This is a genomic window from Lysobacter sp. GCM10012299 (assembly GCF_042649405.1).
Taxonomy (GTDB): domain Bacteria; phylum Pseudomonadota; class Gammaproteobacteria; order Xanthomonadales; family Xanthomonadaceae; genus Lysobacter_J.
On record NZ_JBHRZC010000004.1, the window covers coordinates 561,703 to 577,353 of the forward strand.

Consider the following 15,651-nt stretch of genomic DNA (forward strand, 5'->3'; position numbering starts at 1 on the left):
CCAGTCTAATGTCCGCCGATGCCCCGCCCAGGGGACGTCGTTTCAATCCCATGCCTGACCGGCCGGAGCCATCAGTGAGCCTCAACAAACCGCAAGTCCTCGTACTTTCCCTTGCCATCGTCACCGCCCTGGCCGCATGCGCCAAGAAGGAAGAAGCCGCAGCGCCGGCCGCCGATGCCGCCAAGCCCGCCGAAGCCACCGCCCTCAAGCTCGACGAGAGCAAGCTGCCCGGCGTGAACCGCTTCACCGTCGCCGACCTCGATACCAGCAAGGACGCGTGCACGGACTTCAACGGTTACGTCAACGGCAAGTGGCTCGCCGCCAATGCCATCCCGGGCGACCGCACGTCGTGGGGCGCGTTCGAGATGCTCAATGAGCGTTCGATCGCCGTGCAGCGCCAGCTCGCCGAGCAGGCCGCCGCCGACACCAAGGCCACCGGTGTCGAGAAGATCGTCGGCGACTTCTGGGCCACCGGCATGGACGCGGCCAAGATCAACGAGCAGGGCATCGCTCCGCTGAAGGGCCACCTCGACGCGATCGCCGCGCTCGACAGCCAGGAAAAGATCGCCGACTACCTGCGCACCAGCGCGGCCAAGGGTGAGAACTTCCTGTTCGGCTTCGGCGCCGAAGCGGACTTCAAGGATTCCAAGAACAACATCGCCTACGCCTCGCAGGGCGGCCTGGGCCTGCCGGACAAGGCGTACTACTTCGACGCCGACAAGAAGGACAAGCTGGCTGCCTACGAGCAGCACGTCGCCAAGGTGCTGGAGCTGAGCGGCGTTGCCGCCGCCGATGCCGCCAAGCAGGCCAAGGACGTGGTTGCCTTCGAGACCCGCCTGGCCAAGGCGTCGATCGACAAGAAGACGCTGCAGCGCGACGTCTCGCTGTACTACAACCCCGTCAACCCGGCCGACGCCGACGCGCTGGCGCCGAATTTCCCGTGGACGAAGTTCTTCGAGTCGCAGGGCGTCGCGGTGCCGAAGATGTTCTCGCTGGCGATGCCGGACTTCCACAAGGAAGTCAGCAAGATGCTGGCCGACGTGCCGGCCGCGCAGTGGCAGACCTACCTGCGCTTCCACACCATCGACAGCGCTTCGCCGTACCTCTCGGACGCGTTCGTCCAGGAGAACTTCGCGTTCTACAACCAGACCATGCGCGGCCAGAAGGAGCTCAAGGAGCGTGGCAAGCGCGTGCTGGCGACGATCGAGGACCAGGCCGGTGAGGCGCTGGGCCAGATGTACGTCAAGGTCGCCTTCCCGGAAGAGTCGAAGGCGCGCATGCAGACGCTGGTGAAGAACCTGTCGGAGTCGCTGAAGGGCCGCATCGAGCACCTGGCCTGGATGAGCGACGACACCAAGAAGAAGGCCATGGACAAGTGGGCCGCCTTCACCCCGAAGATCGGTTACCCGGACAAGTGGCGTGAGTGGAACGGCCTGACTACCGGCCGCGACAGCTACATCGGCAACGTGCTGGCCGCCCAGGAGTTCAACTACAAGTGGAACCTGGGCAAGATCGGCAAGCCGGTCGATCGCACCGAGTGGGGCATGCCGCCGCAGATGGTGAATGCCTACTACAACCCGCTGCAGAACGAGATCGTCTTCCCGGCCGCGATCCTGCAGCCGCCGTTCTTCGATCCGAATGCTGACGACGCCACCAACTACGGCGGCATCGGTGCGGTGATCGGCCACGAGATGACCCACGGCTACGACGACCAGGGCAGCCGCTTCGGGCCGGCCGGCAACTTCGAAGTGTGGTGGACCGACGCTGACGCGAAGAGCTTCGCCGGCCGTACCGACAAGCTGGTGCAGCAGTTCAACGGTTACGAGGCGGCGCCGGGCATGAAGGTGAAGGGCGACCTGACCCTGGGCGAGAACATCGCCGACCTGGGCGGTCTGGCCACGGCCTACGACGCGATGAAGAAGGCCACCGACGGTACGCCGGATCCGAAGACCGACGGTCTGACGCGCGACCAGCGCTTCTTCCTCAACTGGGGCACGGTGTGGCGCCGCAACTTCACGCCGGACGAGCTGAAGCTGCGCGTGAACACCGACGAGCATGCGCCGGCGACGTTCCGTGCGGTCGGTGCTCCGTCGAACCTGCCGGCCTTCGCTGCTGCCTTCTCGTGCAAGCCGGGCCAGCCGATGGTCCGCGAAGGCGACAAGCAGGTCGTGATCTGGTGATGTAACGCTTTACTCCTGGCCCTCGTCGGCAAGGCAGAAGGCCCGGGACCTCCCGGGCCTTCTTTTTTGCGTGTCCCGTCATCCGGCGAACGCCGCTCACCGTCATCCCGGCGAACGCCGGGATCCATCTTGACGTTGCCTTGGCTCCGGCACGGCGTTGTCCGCAGCGGCGGGGAGTGCTCCGTCCCGCGGACGACATCCTGTCTTTACGCGGGACGCGGGACATCCATGTCCCGCTGCTCCGCACTCCCCGCCGCTGCGGACAACGCCCTGGCGATTCGTTGCATGGTCTTCGGTAGACAGAAGGCAACTGCAACGACGCTGGGTTCCCGCCTGCGCGGGAAAGACGGCACCACCTCTCCGTCACTGTAGTCACCGTCATCCCCGCGAAGGCGGGGATCCAAGGACGTTGGCTTTGGTTTGTGTTCGCCCTGCGCCTTCGAGGTGAGCCTCGCAGCCAGCAGCGACCGCAGACCCGGAGGGCGCCGCACAGGACGTGCGGCGTTTTTCTAAGGGACAGGGATGTCCCTTAGAAAAATCCCCTCTGCCACTCCGGTCGCAGGACTGGGTTGTCGAGGAGGCCATTTCTTTTTGGTTACTTTTTCTTTGGGCCAGCAAAGAAAAAGTGACCCGCCGCTTTAGTGGCGGAAGCTGTTGCTGTTGCCTCGCAAGAACAAAGGCAAAATCAAAATGGGTCCCGGCGTTCGCCGGGATGACGGACAAGGCGCCCTACTCCGCCGGAATCTTCTCCGCGATGCGCGCCAGCATGTACGCATGGAACGGGTTGTAGCTCAGCCGGCTCAGGCTCTCCTGCGAGACCACCAGCACGTTGCGCTCACCGCGCACGGCCAACGCCCCCAACTGCACGATCGCCTTCCCCGACGGCACGTTGCCGTAAAGCGCATCGTCTTGCGCGAACGGCAAACCGATGTGCGACAACGAATACACATCGGGCGGATAGCGCATCCCGACCGGTTGCTGCTGGACCACGCCCGCACCCACGTCTCGCGTACGCGCCACCACCGCTGCATCCTCCGACGACGCCGCCCCCACCACCGTGAGCGTGTAGCGACGCGCCGGGTCCTGCAGCACGTCGCCCACCCAGTCGGTCGCAGAGGTACGCAATACCGGCGCGATCACGCGGCCGCGGTTGACGTCGAACAGCACCAGCTCGCTGCCATTGGCCGCCAGGCGATCGAACAACCGCGTCATCACCGCATGCGCACCGACGGTGTCGTCGACCACCGACTGGAACGCGAGGATCGGCGGCACCTGGTCCAGGCGCCCTTGCGCGGCCACCTCCTCCATCACCACGCGCAACTCGTCGGTGACCAGGTACGACTCGCGCGCCGCGCGCACGGGGAAGGAGTTGTATTTGAAGGCGTTGAACTCCGGCAGCACGTCCAGCCAGGCCGACTTGGCGTAGCGGCTGAACAACGCCGGCCAGCCGGCGATGCCGGCGAAGCGGGCGAACCGGTTCACCTCGATCATCGGCGACATCAGCACGATGCGGTCGACGTCGCGCTTGTCGCCTCGCTCGATCCGCGCCATGACGTAGTGCATCGCCAGCGCGGCGCCGTTGGAGTAGCCGACCAGGTGAACCGGCAAGCGCCCCGCGGCACGGCGCCGGGCTTCGGCCATCGTCATTTCCAGCGTCGCGTGCCATTCCTTTCGACCTTCCTTCGTCAGGCCTGCCGGCACGGTGCCGTGACCGGGCATGCGCGGCGCGATGGCGATGAAGCCGTGCCGGCGATACAGCTCGGCCACGCTGCGCATGCTGTAGGGCGAGTCGGTGAGGCCATGCACCAGCACGACGACACCTTTCGCGGTGCCCTCGGGTTCGAGCACGAAGGAGCGGTTCCAGTCGTGTCCGAAGGCTTCCGGTGAAGTCAGGCTGGCAGGGTAATAACGATTGAGCGGGCTGCGGTCGCCCGGCTTCATGGCGCTGTCGAGCTTGCGGCGCAGTTGCTCGTACATGCGCCGCTCGGCGGCTACATAGCCTTGCCAGTCGCCGGCGGCGATCGCACTGGCGCTGGGCTCGTCGGGAACGATCGTGTGCCAGGGTTGCAGCGGCGGCCCCTGCGTCGACTGGCAGGCGCGCACGCCGACCACCACCAGCACCAGCAGCGCCACCAGCACCGCACTCTTGCGCAACAGCGTGCCGGCAACGGCAAGCAGCCGGGACACAAGCGATGACCCCGGCGGCCGATCGAGGTCGTCATCATCCGGGCTGGTGACCATGCGCGTTGACCTGCAGGGACGGGTGCGGGGGATGGTCGCACGATCGGCGGTTCGCGGTGCCCAGATGGGCATCACATGGCCGCTGCTAGACTCCGGGCCACCCCGTCTCCCCCGAACGGATTCCGCCATGAACCTACGCCCGCTTGCCTGTGCCCTGGCCCTGAGCCTGATCGCCGGACTCGCCTCGTCGCCCGCCGATGCCCAGAAGAAGCGCGCCGCCAAACCCAAGGCCGCCGCCGCGGCGAATGCCTGCAGCGACTTCTATGCCAGCGCCAACGCCGACTGGCTCAAGAGCAACACGTTGCTGCCCAACGTCGGCTCGGTCTCGGCGCTGGAGCAACTGGGCGCGCGCTCGCGCCAGCAGCAGCTGGACCTGCTCGATGCCGCGTCCAAGGCACCACAGGGCAACGTGCAGCGACTGCTCGGCGACTTCTGGGCCAGTGGCCTGGACGAGGCCGCGGTCGAACGCGACGGCGCGCAGCCGATCGCACCGCTGATCGGCCGCATCGATGCGATCAAGAGTGCCAAGGACATCCCGCCGGCGATCGCGGCGCTGCACCAGGTCGGCATCCCGGTGCTGTTCAACTTCGGCGCCGACGTCGACCTCAACGACCTGAACCGTCACATCGGCTACTTCGCCCAGGGCGGCCTCGGCCTGCCCGACCCGGCCTACTACACCCGCACCGATGCCGACACGCGCGCACTGATGGGGCGCTACAGCAATTACGTGCAGAAGATCCTCGCCCTGACCGGCACGCCACAGGCGCAGCTGGCCGCCGATGCGCAGGCCGTGATCGATCTTGAAACGCGGATCGCCTCCGCATCGAAGCCCCTGCTCGACCTGCGCGACCCGCGCGGCAATTTCGGACCGGTGGCCACCAACACGCTGGGCAAGAAGTACAAGCGCCTGCAACTGGATCAGTTCCTCAAGGTACAGGGCGTCAACGACGACACCGTGTCGATGGCGAACCCGGCGCTGTTCGCACAGCTCGACAACCTGGTCGGCAGCCTCAAGCCGGCGCAGTGGAAGGCCTACCTGCGCTGGCGCATCGGTGATGCGATGGCACCGTACCTGGCCAAACCGTTCCGCGATGCCAGCTTCGAGTTCCGCGGCCAGGTGCTGCAGGGCCTGGCTGCGCCGCCGTCGCGCCCACAGGCGGTGCTCGATGCGATCACGCTCGCCGCCGGCCCGATGGTCGGCCACGAATACGCCGCGCGCTACCTGCCCGCCGCCACCGACAAGCGCGCCGAGGAGATCGCGGCGAACGTGCGCGATGCGCTGGGCCAGGCGCTCGATCGCGACACGCGATTCAGCGCGGCCGCCAAGGCCGAAGCCAAGGCCAAACTCGCCGCACTCAAGATCGAAGTCGGCACGCCCAACCGCGACCTCGACTACACCGTGCAGCCGATGGGCCGCGGCAGCTTCGGCAGCAACATGCTGATCGCATCAACCTGGCGCCATCGCGAAGAGATGAAGCGGATCGGGCGTGGCAATGCCGACCGCCGCTGGGACGTGTTGCCGCAGGAACCGTCGCTGGCCTACGACATCACCCAGAACCGCCTGATCGTGACCGCGGCAATGCTGCAGCCGCCGGTGTTCGACACCGGCAAACCGGCGGCCTGGCTATATGGATCGTACGGCGCGCTGGTCGGACACGAACTCAGCCATGGCTTCGACAACCGCGGCCGCTTCGTCGATGCCAAGCAGGAACTGCGCGACTGGTGGACTCCGGCGGAAACCTCGGCGTGGGATGCGTTGAGCAAGCGCGTGGCCGTGCAGTACGGCGGCTTCGAGTATCCGGAACTGGGCGGCACGCGGGTCAATGGCACGCAGACCGCGGGCGAGGACATCGCCGACATCGCCGGTGTCGAACTGGCGTTGGCGGCCTGGCGTGCATCCGAACCGGCTGCCGCAAAACCGGCGAGCCAGGATTTCTACAAGGGCTGGGCGGCGTTGTGGCCGCAGCACATGACCACGGACGCTGCGCGACAGCGCGCGGCGACCAGCGTGCATGCGCCGGGACGCTGGCGTGCGAATGGACCGCTGCTCAACCAGGCCGGCTTTGGTGAGGCGTTCGGGTGCAAGGCCGGAAGTGGCATGCAGCTGGCGGCGGATCAGCAGATCAAGCTGTTCCCGTAGGGAGCAACGGCAACGTCACGATGGATCCCGGCTTTCGCCGGGATGACGTGACTGGGCTGTTGACGTGCGGGCCTGGGTCCCGGCTTTCGCCGGGACGACGCACGGTTAGCGCACTACCCGCATCTTCGGCGGGCCCTTCTTCTTGCCGAAGGGCGGTTGCCCGCGCCAGTAGCGGATCAGCAGCCAGCCGAACAGCATGCCGCCCAGGTGCGCGAAGTGCGCCACGCCCGGCATTGCATTGGTCACGCCGAGCAGCAACTCGATCGCGCCGTAGACCAGCACCAGCGTGCGCGCCTTCATCGGGATCGGCGGAATCAGCAGCATCACGCGCTGGTTCGGGAACAACAGGCCGTACGCCAGCAGCAGGCCGAAGATGCCACCGGACGCGCCTACCGTCGGATAGGCCTCACCGCCCTGCGACATGGTCCACATGCCCACGCCGATCTGGCACAGCGCCGCGCCGACCACGCACACCAGGTAGTAGGTCAGGTAACGCCGATCGCCCCACACGTGTTCCAGCGGCGCGCCGAACATCGCCAGCGCCAGCATGTTGAACAGCAGGTGGGCGAAGTTGCCGTGCATGAAACCGTAGGTGAGCAGCTGCCACGGCATGAAACCGACGCCGTCCAGCTCGCCGCCACCGGGCGGCCACAGCATGAACTGCGCGAGGGCGACGTCGCCGAGCGCCCACTGCAACAGGAACACCAGCCCGTTGGCGATCAGCAGGGCCTTGGTGACCGGGGGAAGGTTGGAAAACATCGCGACTCCTGGAAGTGCGCTACATGGTAGCCGCTGGCCGGCATCATCGGGCCGGAGGATTGATTCGGTGAGCCCGCGGCCTCAGCCAGAGCGCTTGGCGCGTGCAGGAGCCTTGCTTGTCGCGGCCGAGTGCTTTGCAGGGCTTGTCCGCGCACGTCGTGGCTTCACTGCCGCCGGCGGTGCCATCGGCGCGCCCCACATCTGTTCGTCCAGCGTCGCCGCGGCACGCTGGCCGCGCACGCGCCCGCCCTCGACCCGCACGCCCTCGGCACGCAGGCGCTGACCCTGCTCACGGAAGCCCCGGGAGCCTTCGGGGAACGCGATGCGGCCGTCAGAGCGCAGCACGCGGTGCCACGGCAGGTCGGGATCGTCGTTCTGCCCCAGGATCCGCGCCACCAGGCGCGCCCTGCCCGGCAGGCCGGCGCGACGCGCAACTTCGCCATACCCTGCGACCTCGCCCGCCGGGATCGCGCGGATCGCGGCCAGGATGCGCATTGCGGCGTCGTCCTTTGCGGCGGTGGGCTTGCTCATCGCGGTAGCATACCGATCATCCCCCGGAAGGAGCCGCCCCGTGCGCAACTTCGAATCGATCCGTCGCCATCTCAAGGCGACCGACTTCAACACCACCGAACACGGCGCCGACCTGATCTGCATCGAGCTGTCGCTCGAGCAGGGAACACGTCACCAGGCGATCTTCCTGTCGGAGCTGGACGACGAAGACGGCCGTCCCTACCTGCGGGTCAGCACCGCGGTCTCGCCGATCACCGGCCTGGACGCCAAGCGCGCACTGATCTTCAACTGGCAAAGCCGCGTCGGCTATCTCGCCATCGGCGACCTCGACGGCGTGCCGCACCTGCAGCTGTGCGAGAACCGTCCGTACGAAGGCCTCGACGCGGCCGAGATCGACCGCCTGGTGCTGGAGATCGGCGGACTGGGCGACCGCATGGAGCGGTCGCTGTCGGCAGGCGGGGATCTGTTCTGAATCACCCTGTCACCGTTCGTCCTGAGCGTAGGCGCAAAGCGCCGAAGTCGAAGGATGGACGGGGTACAGCGCGCGGGATCCTTCGACTTCGGCCTGCGGCCTACGCTCAGGACGAACGGTGACTGCCTCGTGGGGCTGGCTTACGCCCAGCCCATCGCCCGGAACAACTCGAAGAACATGTAGGCGATGCCGCCTGCGGCCGGGATCGTCAGGATCCACGCCCAGATCATCTTCTCCACCACGGTCCACTTGATCGCGTTGAAGCGCTTGGCCGTGCCCACGCCCATGATCGCCGACGAGATGTTGTGCGTGGTCGACACCGGGATGCCCAGCGACGACGCCGCCATGATCACCGCAGCGGCGCTGGTCTCGGCGGCGAAGCCGTTGATCGGGTGCAGCTTCACCAGCTTGTGGCCCAGCGTCTTGATGATGCGCCAGCCACCCGCGGCGGTACCGGCGGCCATGACAATGGCGCAGGTGAACTTGATCCAGGTGTCGATGTCGTTGTTTTCCAGCGCCTCACGCGAGGGGTGCAGGAACGCCAGCCACGACGGCAGATTATCGAGCGTGCCGGCCGACTGCGCGCCGACCAGCGCCAGGGCGATGATGCCCATGGTCTTCTGCGCGTCGTTCATGCCGTGGGCGAAACCCATGCCGGCGGCGCTGACCAGCTGCGCCTTGCCGAAGAACGCATTGACCCAGCGCGGGCGCGCCATGCGCGCGAGGAAACCGCCGCTGCTGGCCATCGCCGAGATGATCGCGAACAGCAGGCCCATCACCAGGAAACCGGACGCGAAGCCGAGCAGCGGCGAGCTGAACATCGGCACCACCACCTTCCACAGCACGCCGGCGCTCTTGTACCAGGGGTCTGCCGGCTGCGACCAGATCACTGCGTGGAAGTTGTTGCTGGCCGCCGCCACCGCGGCGCCGCACAGGCCGCCGATCAGCGCATGCGAGGACGAGGACGGAAGACCCCTCCACCAGGTGATCAGGTTCCACACGATCGCACCCAGCAGTGCGCACAGGATCAGCTGCGAAGTGACCTGGACGACACCGTTGTCGAGCAGGCCCGACGCGATGGTCTTGGCCACCGCCGTGCCCCACAGCGCACCGAGCAGGTTGGTCGTCGCCGCCATCGCCACCGCCTGCATCGGCGACAGCACCTTGGTCGCGACCACGGTCGCGATCGAGTTGGCGGTGTCATGGAAGCCGTTGATGTATTCGAAGGCGAGCGCCGCGAATACCACGACCAGGACCAGGGTCAACATCGGCCCGGCCCTCAGGAATTCTTCAGCACGATTTCGTAGGCCACCGTGCCTGCCTCGCGGCAGCGGTCGATGGCCTTCTCGAGGATCTCGAAGAATTCCTTGAGCAGGAACATCTGCAGGCTGTCGAGGCGACCGGAATAGATGTCGCGGTAGAGCTCGAGCATCAGCCGGTCGGCCTCGTTCTCGATCGAACGCAGCTGGTCGTTGAGCGCCTTCATCGGCTCCAGCTTGAGGTGGCGCAGCTGGTGGACCATCTGCACCACGACGCCGGAGGCCTGCATCAGCATCGCGCCGCGCGGTGCGAAGTCGATGTGCTCCAGGTGGCGGGTGGCCAGCGAGTAGCGGTCGGCGAACTTCTCGACCTGCTTGGGAATCTTGTACAGCGCAGACCCCAGCGCCTCGATGTCTTCGCGCTCGATCGGGGTGATGAAGCTGTTGACCAGTTCGTGGCTGATCTTGTCGGAGGCATCGCGCTCGCGCTGGCGGGCCAGCTTGAAGGCGTCCAGCGCGGGCTGGCGGTCAGCCGACTTGAGCATCGTGTGCAGCGCCACGGTGCTGTCATGGGCGGCAACGGCGGCCTCCTCCAGCAGGGTGTAGAACTGGTTGCCTTGGCCGAAGATCGTTTGCAGGGAGAACATGCGGGAGGTGCCTTCTAGGGGCCGCACTGGCGGCTCGGTGGGGTTCTGCGGGCGGAATTATGACGGTTCGGGGACAGCCGCGCTCGCCCCACGGGTTGAATTCGGCCGCCCTGCTACCATCCCTGCAGCTTCCACCCCCCTTTTTCCTGCCCCCGGCCCCATGGACGACGACCCAGAACAGCCCTCCGCACACGCCTGGCCCCTTTTCCCCCATCACGGCGTGTGCACTCCGGCCTGCCATCCTGAGGTAGGGACCGCATGCTGGAACTGCTGACTGTCATCGCCCTGATCGTCCTCAACGCCTTCTTCGCACTGTCGGAGATGGCGCTGATGACCTCGCGCAAATTGCGCCTCAAGCAGATGGCCGAGGACCCGGCGCACCCCAGCCGCGGCGCGCGAACCGCCCTGGCCCTGGCCGAGCACCCGGACAACCTGCTGTCGACCGTGCAGGTCGGCATCACTCTGATCGGCGTGCTGACCGGCGTCTTCGGCGGCGAGGCCATCGGCCTGGCCATCGCCAGCTGGCTGCACGAGCTGGTGCCGGCCGCGGCGAAGTACAGCCGGGCCATCGGCATCGGCACCGCGGTCAGCCTGATCACGGCCGCGCAGGTGATCTTCGGCGAGCTGATCCCCAAGCGCCTGGCCCTGACCAACCCCGAGCGCATCGCCAGCGCGATCGCGTTGCCGCTGTATGGCCTCTCGCGCGCGGCACGGCCGGTGGTGGCCACGCTGGGTGCGATCAACCGCCTGGTGCTGCGCATGCTCGGCATCAAGGACGACGCCCGCAGCGCCATCAGCGAAGAGGAAATCCGCCTGCTGGTCAGCGAAAGCCACGAGCAGGGCGTCATCGATGCCGACGAGCGCAAGATGATGAACCGCGTGCTGAGCCTGGGCGACCGCACCGCCGAGAGCCTGATGACGCCGCGCACGCGCATCGCCTGGCTGGACGCCTCCGCGGAATTCGCCGAGAACCTGGCGGCGATGCGCGAGACGCCGTTCTCGCGCTACCCGGTCTATCGCGGCAATGACAGTGAAGTGCTCGGCACCCTCGAGGTGAAGGCGCTGCTCGACCGCCTGGACGAGAAGGCGCCGGATCTGTTCAAGCACCTGCGCGAACCGCTGTTCGTCTCCGAGTCCACGCATGCGATGAAGCTGCTGGAGATCTTCCGCGAGGAGCAGCAGTCGCTGGCCCTGGTGGTCGACGAGTACGGCGACATCAGCGGCATGGTCACGGTCGGCGACCTGATGGACGCGGTGGTCGGTCGCATCCATTCCAGCACCGTCCATTCCGGCGAAGCCGAAGAGGACAGTTCACCGGTGGTGGAACGCGCCGACGGCTCGTACCTGCTCGACGGCTCCCTGGCCATCGAGGACCTGCGCGAGCTGATCGGCGGCGGCCGCCTGCCGGACGAAGACGAACACGATTTCCACACCGCCGCCGGCATGGTGATCGCCCACTTCGGTCGCATCCCCTACGTCGGCGAGCACTTCGACTGGAACCAGTGGCGCATCGAAGTGGTCGACCTCGACGGACCGCGCATCGACAAGCTGCTGCTGCAACGCATCGAACAGGAACCCCTACCGGATGACACAGCGGGCTAGCCACGAGCGGCGCCACCAAGCTGGGCCCGAAGCCGGTACGCGCGCACTGCTCGACGGCTTCGCGGAAGGCGACCCGAACGAGCAGTTGCGCATGAGCGACGTGCTGCACGGTCTGGGCGACCGTTCGTTCGGCATGCTGCTGTTCGTCTCTACGATCCCGGCCTTCATTCCAATACCGGGCCTGGGCGGCGCGATCAGCGGCCCGCTGGTGATCCTGATCGGCCTGCAGCAGTTGTTCGGCATGCGAGAGCCCTGGCTGCCGGCCTTCCTGGCCAAGCGCGGGCCGCACCGCAGCGCGATGGCGCGATTCCGCGACCTGCTGGCACCGTGGCTGACGCGCCTGGAGAAGCTGGTGCGACCGCGCGCCACGCAGATGCTGGACCACCGCCTCGCCGACTTCTTCACCGGCCTGCTGCTCGTGCTGCTCGGGCTGCTGCTGTCGTTGCCGATCCCGTTTACCAACTTCCTGTTCGGCGGACTGCTGGTGGTGTTCGCGTTGGCGCTGCTGGAACGCGACGGCTACCTGATGGGGATCGCATGGGTGGCGGGCGTGATCGCGATCGCCGTGTTCGGGATTCTTTCCGGGAGCCTGGCGGCCGCGGCGGCGCGTTGGATCGACATGCTGATGTGACCCGCCCCCGTTCGTCCTGAGCGTAGGGCGCGAAGCGCCCGAAGTCGAAGGACAGCAGGACGGAAGCGCATCGGGCACGGGCATCCTTCGACTCCGGCCCTTCGGGCCTACGCTCAGGACGAACGGTGACGGCGACTCAGCAAGCGACTGCGAGGAACTCTTCCGCCGTCACCGGGTGCCCCAGCCAGTAACCCTGGGCGAAATCGCAGCCGCGTTCGCGCAGGATCGCGTACTGCCCTTCCTTCTCCACGCCCTCGGCCACCACCAGGATGCCCAGCGAGTGCGCCATGGCGATGATGGCCGTGGTCAGCGCCAGGTCGTCGGGATCGCGCAGCACGTCGGCTACGAAGCTGCGATCGATCTTGACGCCGTCCACCGGCACGCGGCGCAGATGGCTGAGCCCCGAGAAGCCGGTTCCGAAATCGTCCAGCCACACCTTCACGCCCATGCCGCGCAACTGCGACAGCAGGCTGCTGGCATGGCGCTCGTCGCCGATCACCGCCGTCTCGGTCAGTTCCAAGTGCAGCAGGTCGGCCGGCAGTCCGGTTTCGCGCAGCGAGGCGGCCACGACATCCGGCAGGTCGCCGTTGCGCAGCTGTCGCGGTGACACGTTCACCGCCAAGAACAACGGGTCTTCGCCAGCGCGCGATTCCTGCCAGCGCACGGCATCGGAGCAGGCCTGGTGCAGCACCTGCGGCCCGAGCACTTCGATCAGGCCGCTCTGCTCGGCGACGTCGATGAACACCGACGGCGCGACCACGCCCAGTTCCGGATGCTTCCAGCGCAGCAGCGCCTCGGCACCGATCATGGCCCCGTCGACCAGGCGGAACACCGGCTGGTAAGCCAGGCTCAGTTCGCCGCGATCCCACGCGCCACGCAGTTCGTGCTCCAGGTGCACGCGGCGTTCCACCGCCTGGTCCATCGCGCGGCTGTAGAAGCGGAAGCAGTTCTTGCCGGCGACCTTGGCCTGGTACATCGCGATGTCGCCGTTCTTCATCAGCGAGGTCGCGCCGGACGCATCTTCCGGGAACAGGGTGATGCCGATCGACGTACCGAGGAACACCTGGCGGTCCTGGACGAGGATGGGTTCGCCCAGTTCGGTCACCAGCGTCTCGGCCAGTGTGGTCGCGATCTTGCGGACGTCGGCGTGCGGGTCGTTGCCGGCCTGCACGAGGATGACGAACTCGTCGCCACCGAAGCGCGCCAGCATCGCGTCGTCGCCACCGATGCGCTGAACGGTGTGTTCGATCCGGCGCGCGCACTGCAGCAGCACGTCGTCGCCGGCATCGTGGCCGAGCGTGTCGTTGACGCGCTTGAAGTCGTCGATGTCGGCGAACAGCAACGCCAGCTGGCAACCGGCGCCGTGCAGTTGCAGCAGGCGCTGATCGAGCGACTCGCGGAACGCCAGGCGGTTGGCCAGTCCGGTCAGCGCGTCGGTGTAGGCCATCCGCCGGATCTCGCGATCGTGGCGGGCGAGGCTGCGGCTCATCCGGTCGAAGGCCAGCATCAGGTCGCCGACTTCGTCGTTGCGGTTGTCGATGGGCGTGGCGGTATCGAAGCGTCCGGCTTCGATCGCGCGCGCCGACTCGGCCAGTTCGCGGATCGGCCGCACCAGCAGGCGCTGGATCAACCACAACGACAGTGCGCCGAAGGCGAGCATGCCCACGCCAAGCAGGCCGATCCAGATCACGTAGCGCTGGCTGAGCGTGGCGAGCCGCCCGCGCAGCTGGGTCACGGCCTCGTCCTGGAAGCGCCGCAGCGCCACCAGGTCGTAGCCGATGCGGACGCCGCCGATGCGCTGGTCGCCGATCATGATCGGCGCCGACACGTCCAGCACCTTGTCGTCGCACTGCGACATCAGCGCCTTCGAGGCGATGACCTTGGCGGCCATCGGATCGTCCATGCGCTTGCCGTAGTTGACGATGGCTTCGCTGCCATCGTGCAGGACCTGGCCGGCGGCGTCATAGACGATCACGTAGCGCACGTCGGGATTGCGCAGCGTTGAACGGCTGAGCACGCCGATGGCGTCGAGGTCGGAGTAGTACATCGGATTGGTGAGCGTGGCGGCGAGCTGCGCGACCGCACCTTCGCCCTGGCGACGCAGGGTTTCGCCCATCATCGTGCGCATGGTCGAGCGGCTGACGCCCTCGACTTCATTGCGCATGCGCTCCTGCCGGTTGAACAGCAGCGCCACCAGCGCCAGCACCACCAGCAGTGCCACGCCCATCAACAGCATGAACTTGGCCTGCAGGCCGAAACGAAGATTCATTCGACCTCCGCCCGCACCCGCGTGACGCCGTTGGCAATGTGGTCCAGCGCGCGCTTGGAGTCGGGATCGATCGGCATGAACCGGGTGGTGCGGAAGAACTGCAGCAGCGCGTCGCCGGCCTCCGGGTCGCCGGCGGCGTCCATCAGCACTTCGCGCAGCCGCGCCTCGACTTTCGGATCGAGGTCGCCCCGCACCATCTCTATGGCGCGCGGGTATTCCTCGGTTTCGCCGATCACCACCAGGTCGCTGCGGAAGGCCGGCGGCATGCGCCGCGGGTTGCCCCAGTCGAGGTTGCTCATCACGCCAACGTCGGCCAGGCCCTTGTGCACCCAGGTGGAAATGTTGAGTTCCGACCAGGCGAACATGTAGCCGACCGACCCGGTTTCGATGCGGTCATCCGGCGACAGCAGGATCTCCAGCGGCAGGCCGCGATCGAGCAGTTCGATGGCGGGGACGAAATAGGCGCTGGTCGAGGACGGACGCTGGAAGGCGACGCTGTGCCCGCGCAGGTCGGCGATCGAGCGCAGCCCGCTGTCGCGGCGGGCGAAGAACAGGCTGTGGTAATGGCTGGTGCCGTCGCGCTCGGTCAGCAGCAGCGGCGTCGCGCCGGCGCGCTGGCGCAGCAGCATCGCCGTGCCGGTGGTCTCGGTGACCCAGTCGACCCGCCCGCGGCGCAGGTAGCTGGCCATCTGCTGCGAGTCCTTGGCCATCAGGATCCGGCCCTCGCGGATGCCGACGTCGGCCATGCGCGGGACCACGTAGTCGAGCAGCGGCTTGAGCTGCTCGTAATGGGTCTTGGGGTCGTCGCTGATTCGCCCGAGCACCAGCACGCCGGAGTCATTGCCGGCCCGCGTCGAAAACGACATGGCCGCCGATGCCAGCGCGAGTAGGGACAACAGGGCGATACGACTCAGGCTAGCGATCAAGTACAGACGACCCGT

11 protein-coding genes and 1 pseudogene are annotated in these 15,651 nt (G+C 67.0%); 5 read left to right on the forward strand and 7 right to left on the reverse strand.

All coding sequences use genetic code 11. The features are described from left to right. The first annotated feature begins 50 nt into the window (after nucleotides 1–50). Entirely contained in the window at nucleotides 51–2,180 is a 2,130-nt protein-coding gene (locus tag ACFOPO_RS13785) for a M13 family metallopeptidase (protein ID WP_386703796.1), read from the forward strand. Nucleotides 2,181–2,909: 729 nt separating this feature from the next. On the opposite strand, the gene ACFOPO_RS13790 is transcribed toward ACFOPO_RS13785, so the two are convergent. Beyond that, entirely contained in the window at nucleotides 2,910–4,421 is a 1,512-nt protein-coding gene (locus ACFOPO_RS13790) for an alpha/beta hydrolase (protein WP_386703797.1), read from the reverse strand. A gap of 127 nt (nucleotides 4,422–4,548) precedes the next feature. Between ACFOPO_RS13790 and ACFOPO_RS13795 the strand changes: the two genes are divergently transcribed. Then, the gene (locus tag ACFOPO_RS13795; RefSeq protein WP_386703798.1) at nucleotides 4,549–6,561 is read left to right on the forward strand and encodes a M13 family metallopeptidase; all 2,013 of its coding nucleotides are present in this window, start codon (nucleotides 4,549–4,551) and stop codon (nucleotides 6,559–6,561) included. A 105-nt stretch (nucleotides 6,562–6,666) separates the two neighbouring features. Here ACFOPO_RS13795 and ACFOPO_RS13800 read toward each other — a convergent pair whose 3' ends face one another. Continuing rightward, nucleotides 6,667–7,320 carry a rhomboid family intramembrane serine protease gene (locus ACFOPO_RS13800; RefSeq protein ID WP_386703799.1) on the reverse strand — a complete coding sequence of 218 codons (654 nt, stop codon included), beginning with the start codon at nucleotides 7,318–7,320 and terminating at the stop codon, nucleotides 6,667–6,669. 192 nt (nucleotides 7,321–7,512) lie between these two features. Further along, nucleotides 7,513–7,851 (reverse strand): annotated as a pseudogene (locus ACFOPO_RS13805) (MGMT family protein); the annotation flags it as partial. 40 nt (nucleotides 7,852–7,891) lie between these two features. On the opposite strand from ACFOPO_RS13805, the gene ACFOPO_RS13810 reads away from it, so the two are divergent. Beyond that, nucleotides 7,892–8,302: a hypothetical protein gene (locus tag ACFOPO_RS13810; protein WP_386703800.1), complete on the forward strand. Its 411-nt coding sequence runs from the start codon at nucleotides 7,892–7,894 to the stop codon at nucleotides 8,300–8,302. Between the two features lie 140 nt (nucleotides 8,303–8,442). On the opposite strand, the gene ACFOPO_RS13815 is transcribed toward ACFOPO_RS13810, so the two are convergent. Together ACFOPO_RS13815 and ACFOPO_RS13820 are read right to left on the reverse strand one after the other, a co-directional pair. Further along, entirely contained in the window at nucleotides 8,443–9,570 is a 1,128-nt protein-coding gene (locus ACFOPO_RS13815) for an anion permease (RefSeq protein WP_386703801.1), read from the reverse strand. 11 nt (nucleotides 9,571–9,581) lie between these two features. Continuing rightward, a complete protein-coding gene (locus ACFOPO_RS13820; RefSeq protein WP_386703802.1) occupies nucleotides 9,582–10,208 on the reverse strand; it encodes a DUF47 domain-containing protein in 627 nt (208 codons plus the stop codon). 258 nt (nucleotides 10,209–10,466) lie between these two features. Between ACFOPO_RS13820 and ACFOPO_RS13825 the strand changes: the two genes are divergently transcribed. Both ACFOPO_RS13825 and ACFOPO_RS13830 read left to right on the forward strand, forming a co-directional pair. After that, on the forward strand, nucleotides 10,467–11,810 hold the full coding sequence (locus ACFOPO_RS13825) for a hemolysin family protein (protein ID WP_386703803.1): 1,344 nt from the start codon (nucleotides 10,467–10,469) through the stop codon (nucleotides 11,808–11,810). After that, complete coding sequence (locus tag ACFOPO_RS13830; RefSeq protein WP_386703805.1) at nucleotides 11,794–12,441, forward strand: exopolysaccharide biosynthesis protein; 648 nt, start codon at nucleotides 11,794–11,796, stop codon at nucleotides 12,439–12,441. Before ACFOPO_RS13825 ends, ACFOPO_RS13830 begins: the two co-directional genes overlap by 17 nt. Nucleotides 12,442–12,577: 136 nt before the next feature. Here the strand turns inward: ACFOPO_RS13830 and ACFOPO_RS13835 are convergent, their stop codons facing one another. After that, nucleotides 12,578–14,710, reverse strand: coding sequence for an EAL domain-containing protein (locus ACFOPO_RS13835; RefSeq protein ID WP_386703807.1), 2,133 nt, complete (start codon nucleotides 14,708–14,710; stop codon nucleotides 12,578–12,580). Next, nucleotides 14,707–15,576 (reverse strand): phosphate/phosphite/phosphonate ABC transporter substrate-binding protein, encoded by an 870-nt coding sequence (locus ACFOPO_RS13840; protein ID WP_386703808.1) that lies wholly within the window; start codon nucleotides 15,574–15,576, stop codon nucleotides 14,707–14,709. The genes ACFOPO_RS13835 and ACFOPO_RS13840 overlap by 4 nt, the downstream gene beginning before the upstream one ends. Nucleotides 15,577–15,651: the final 75 nt, after the last annotated feature.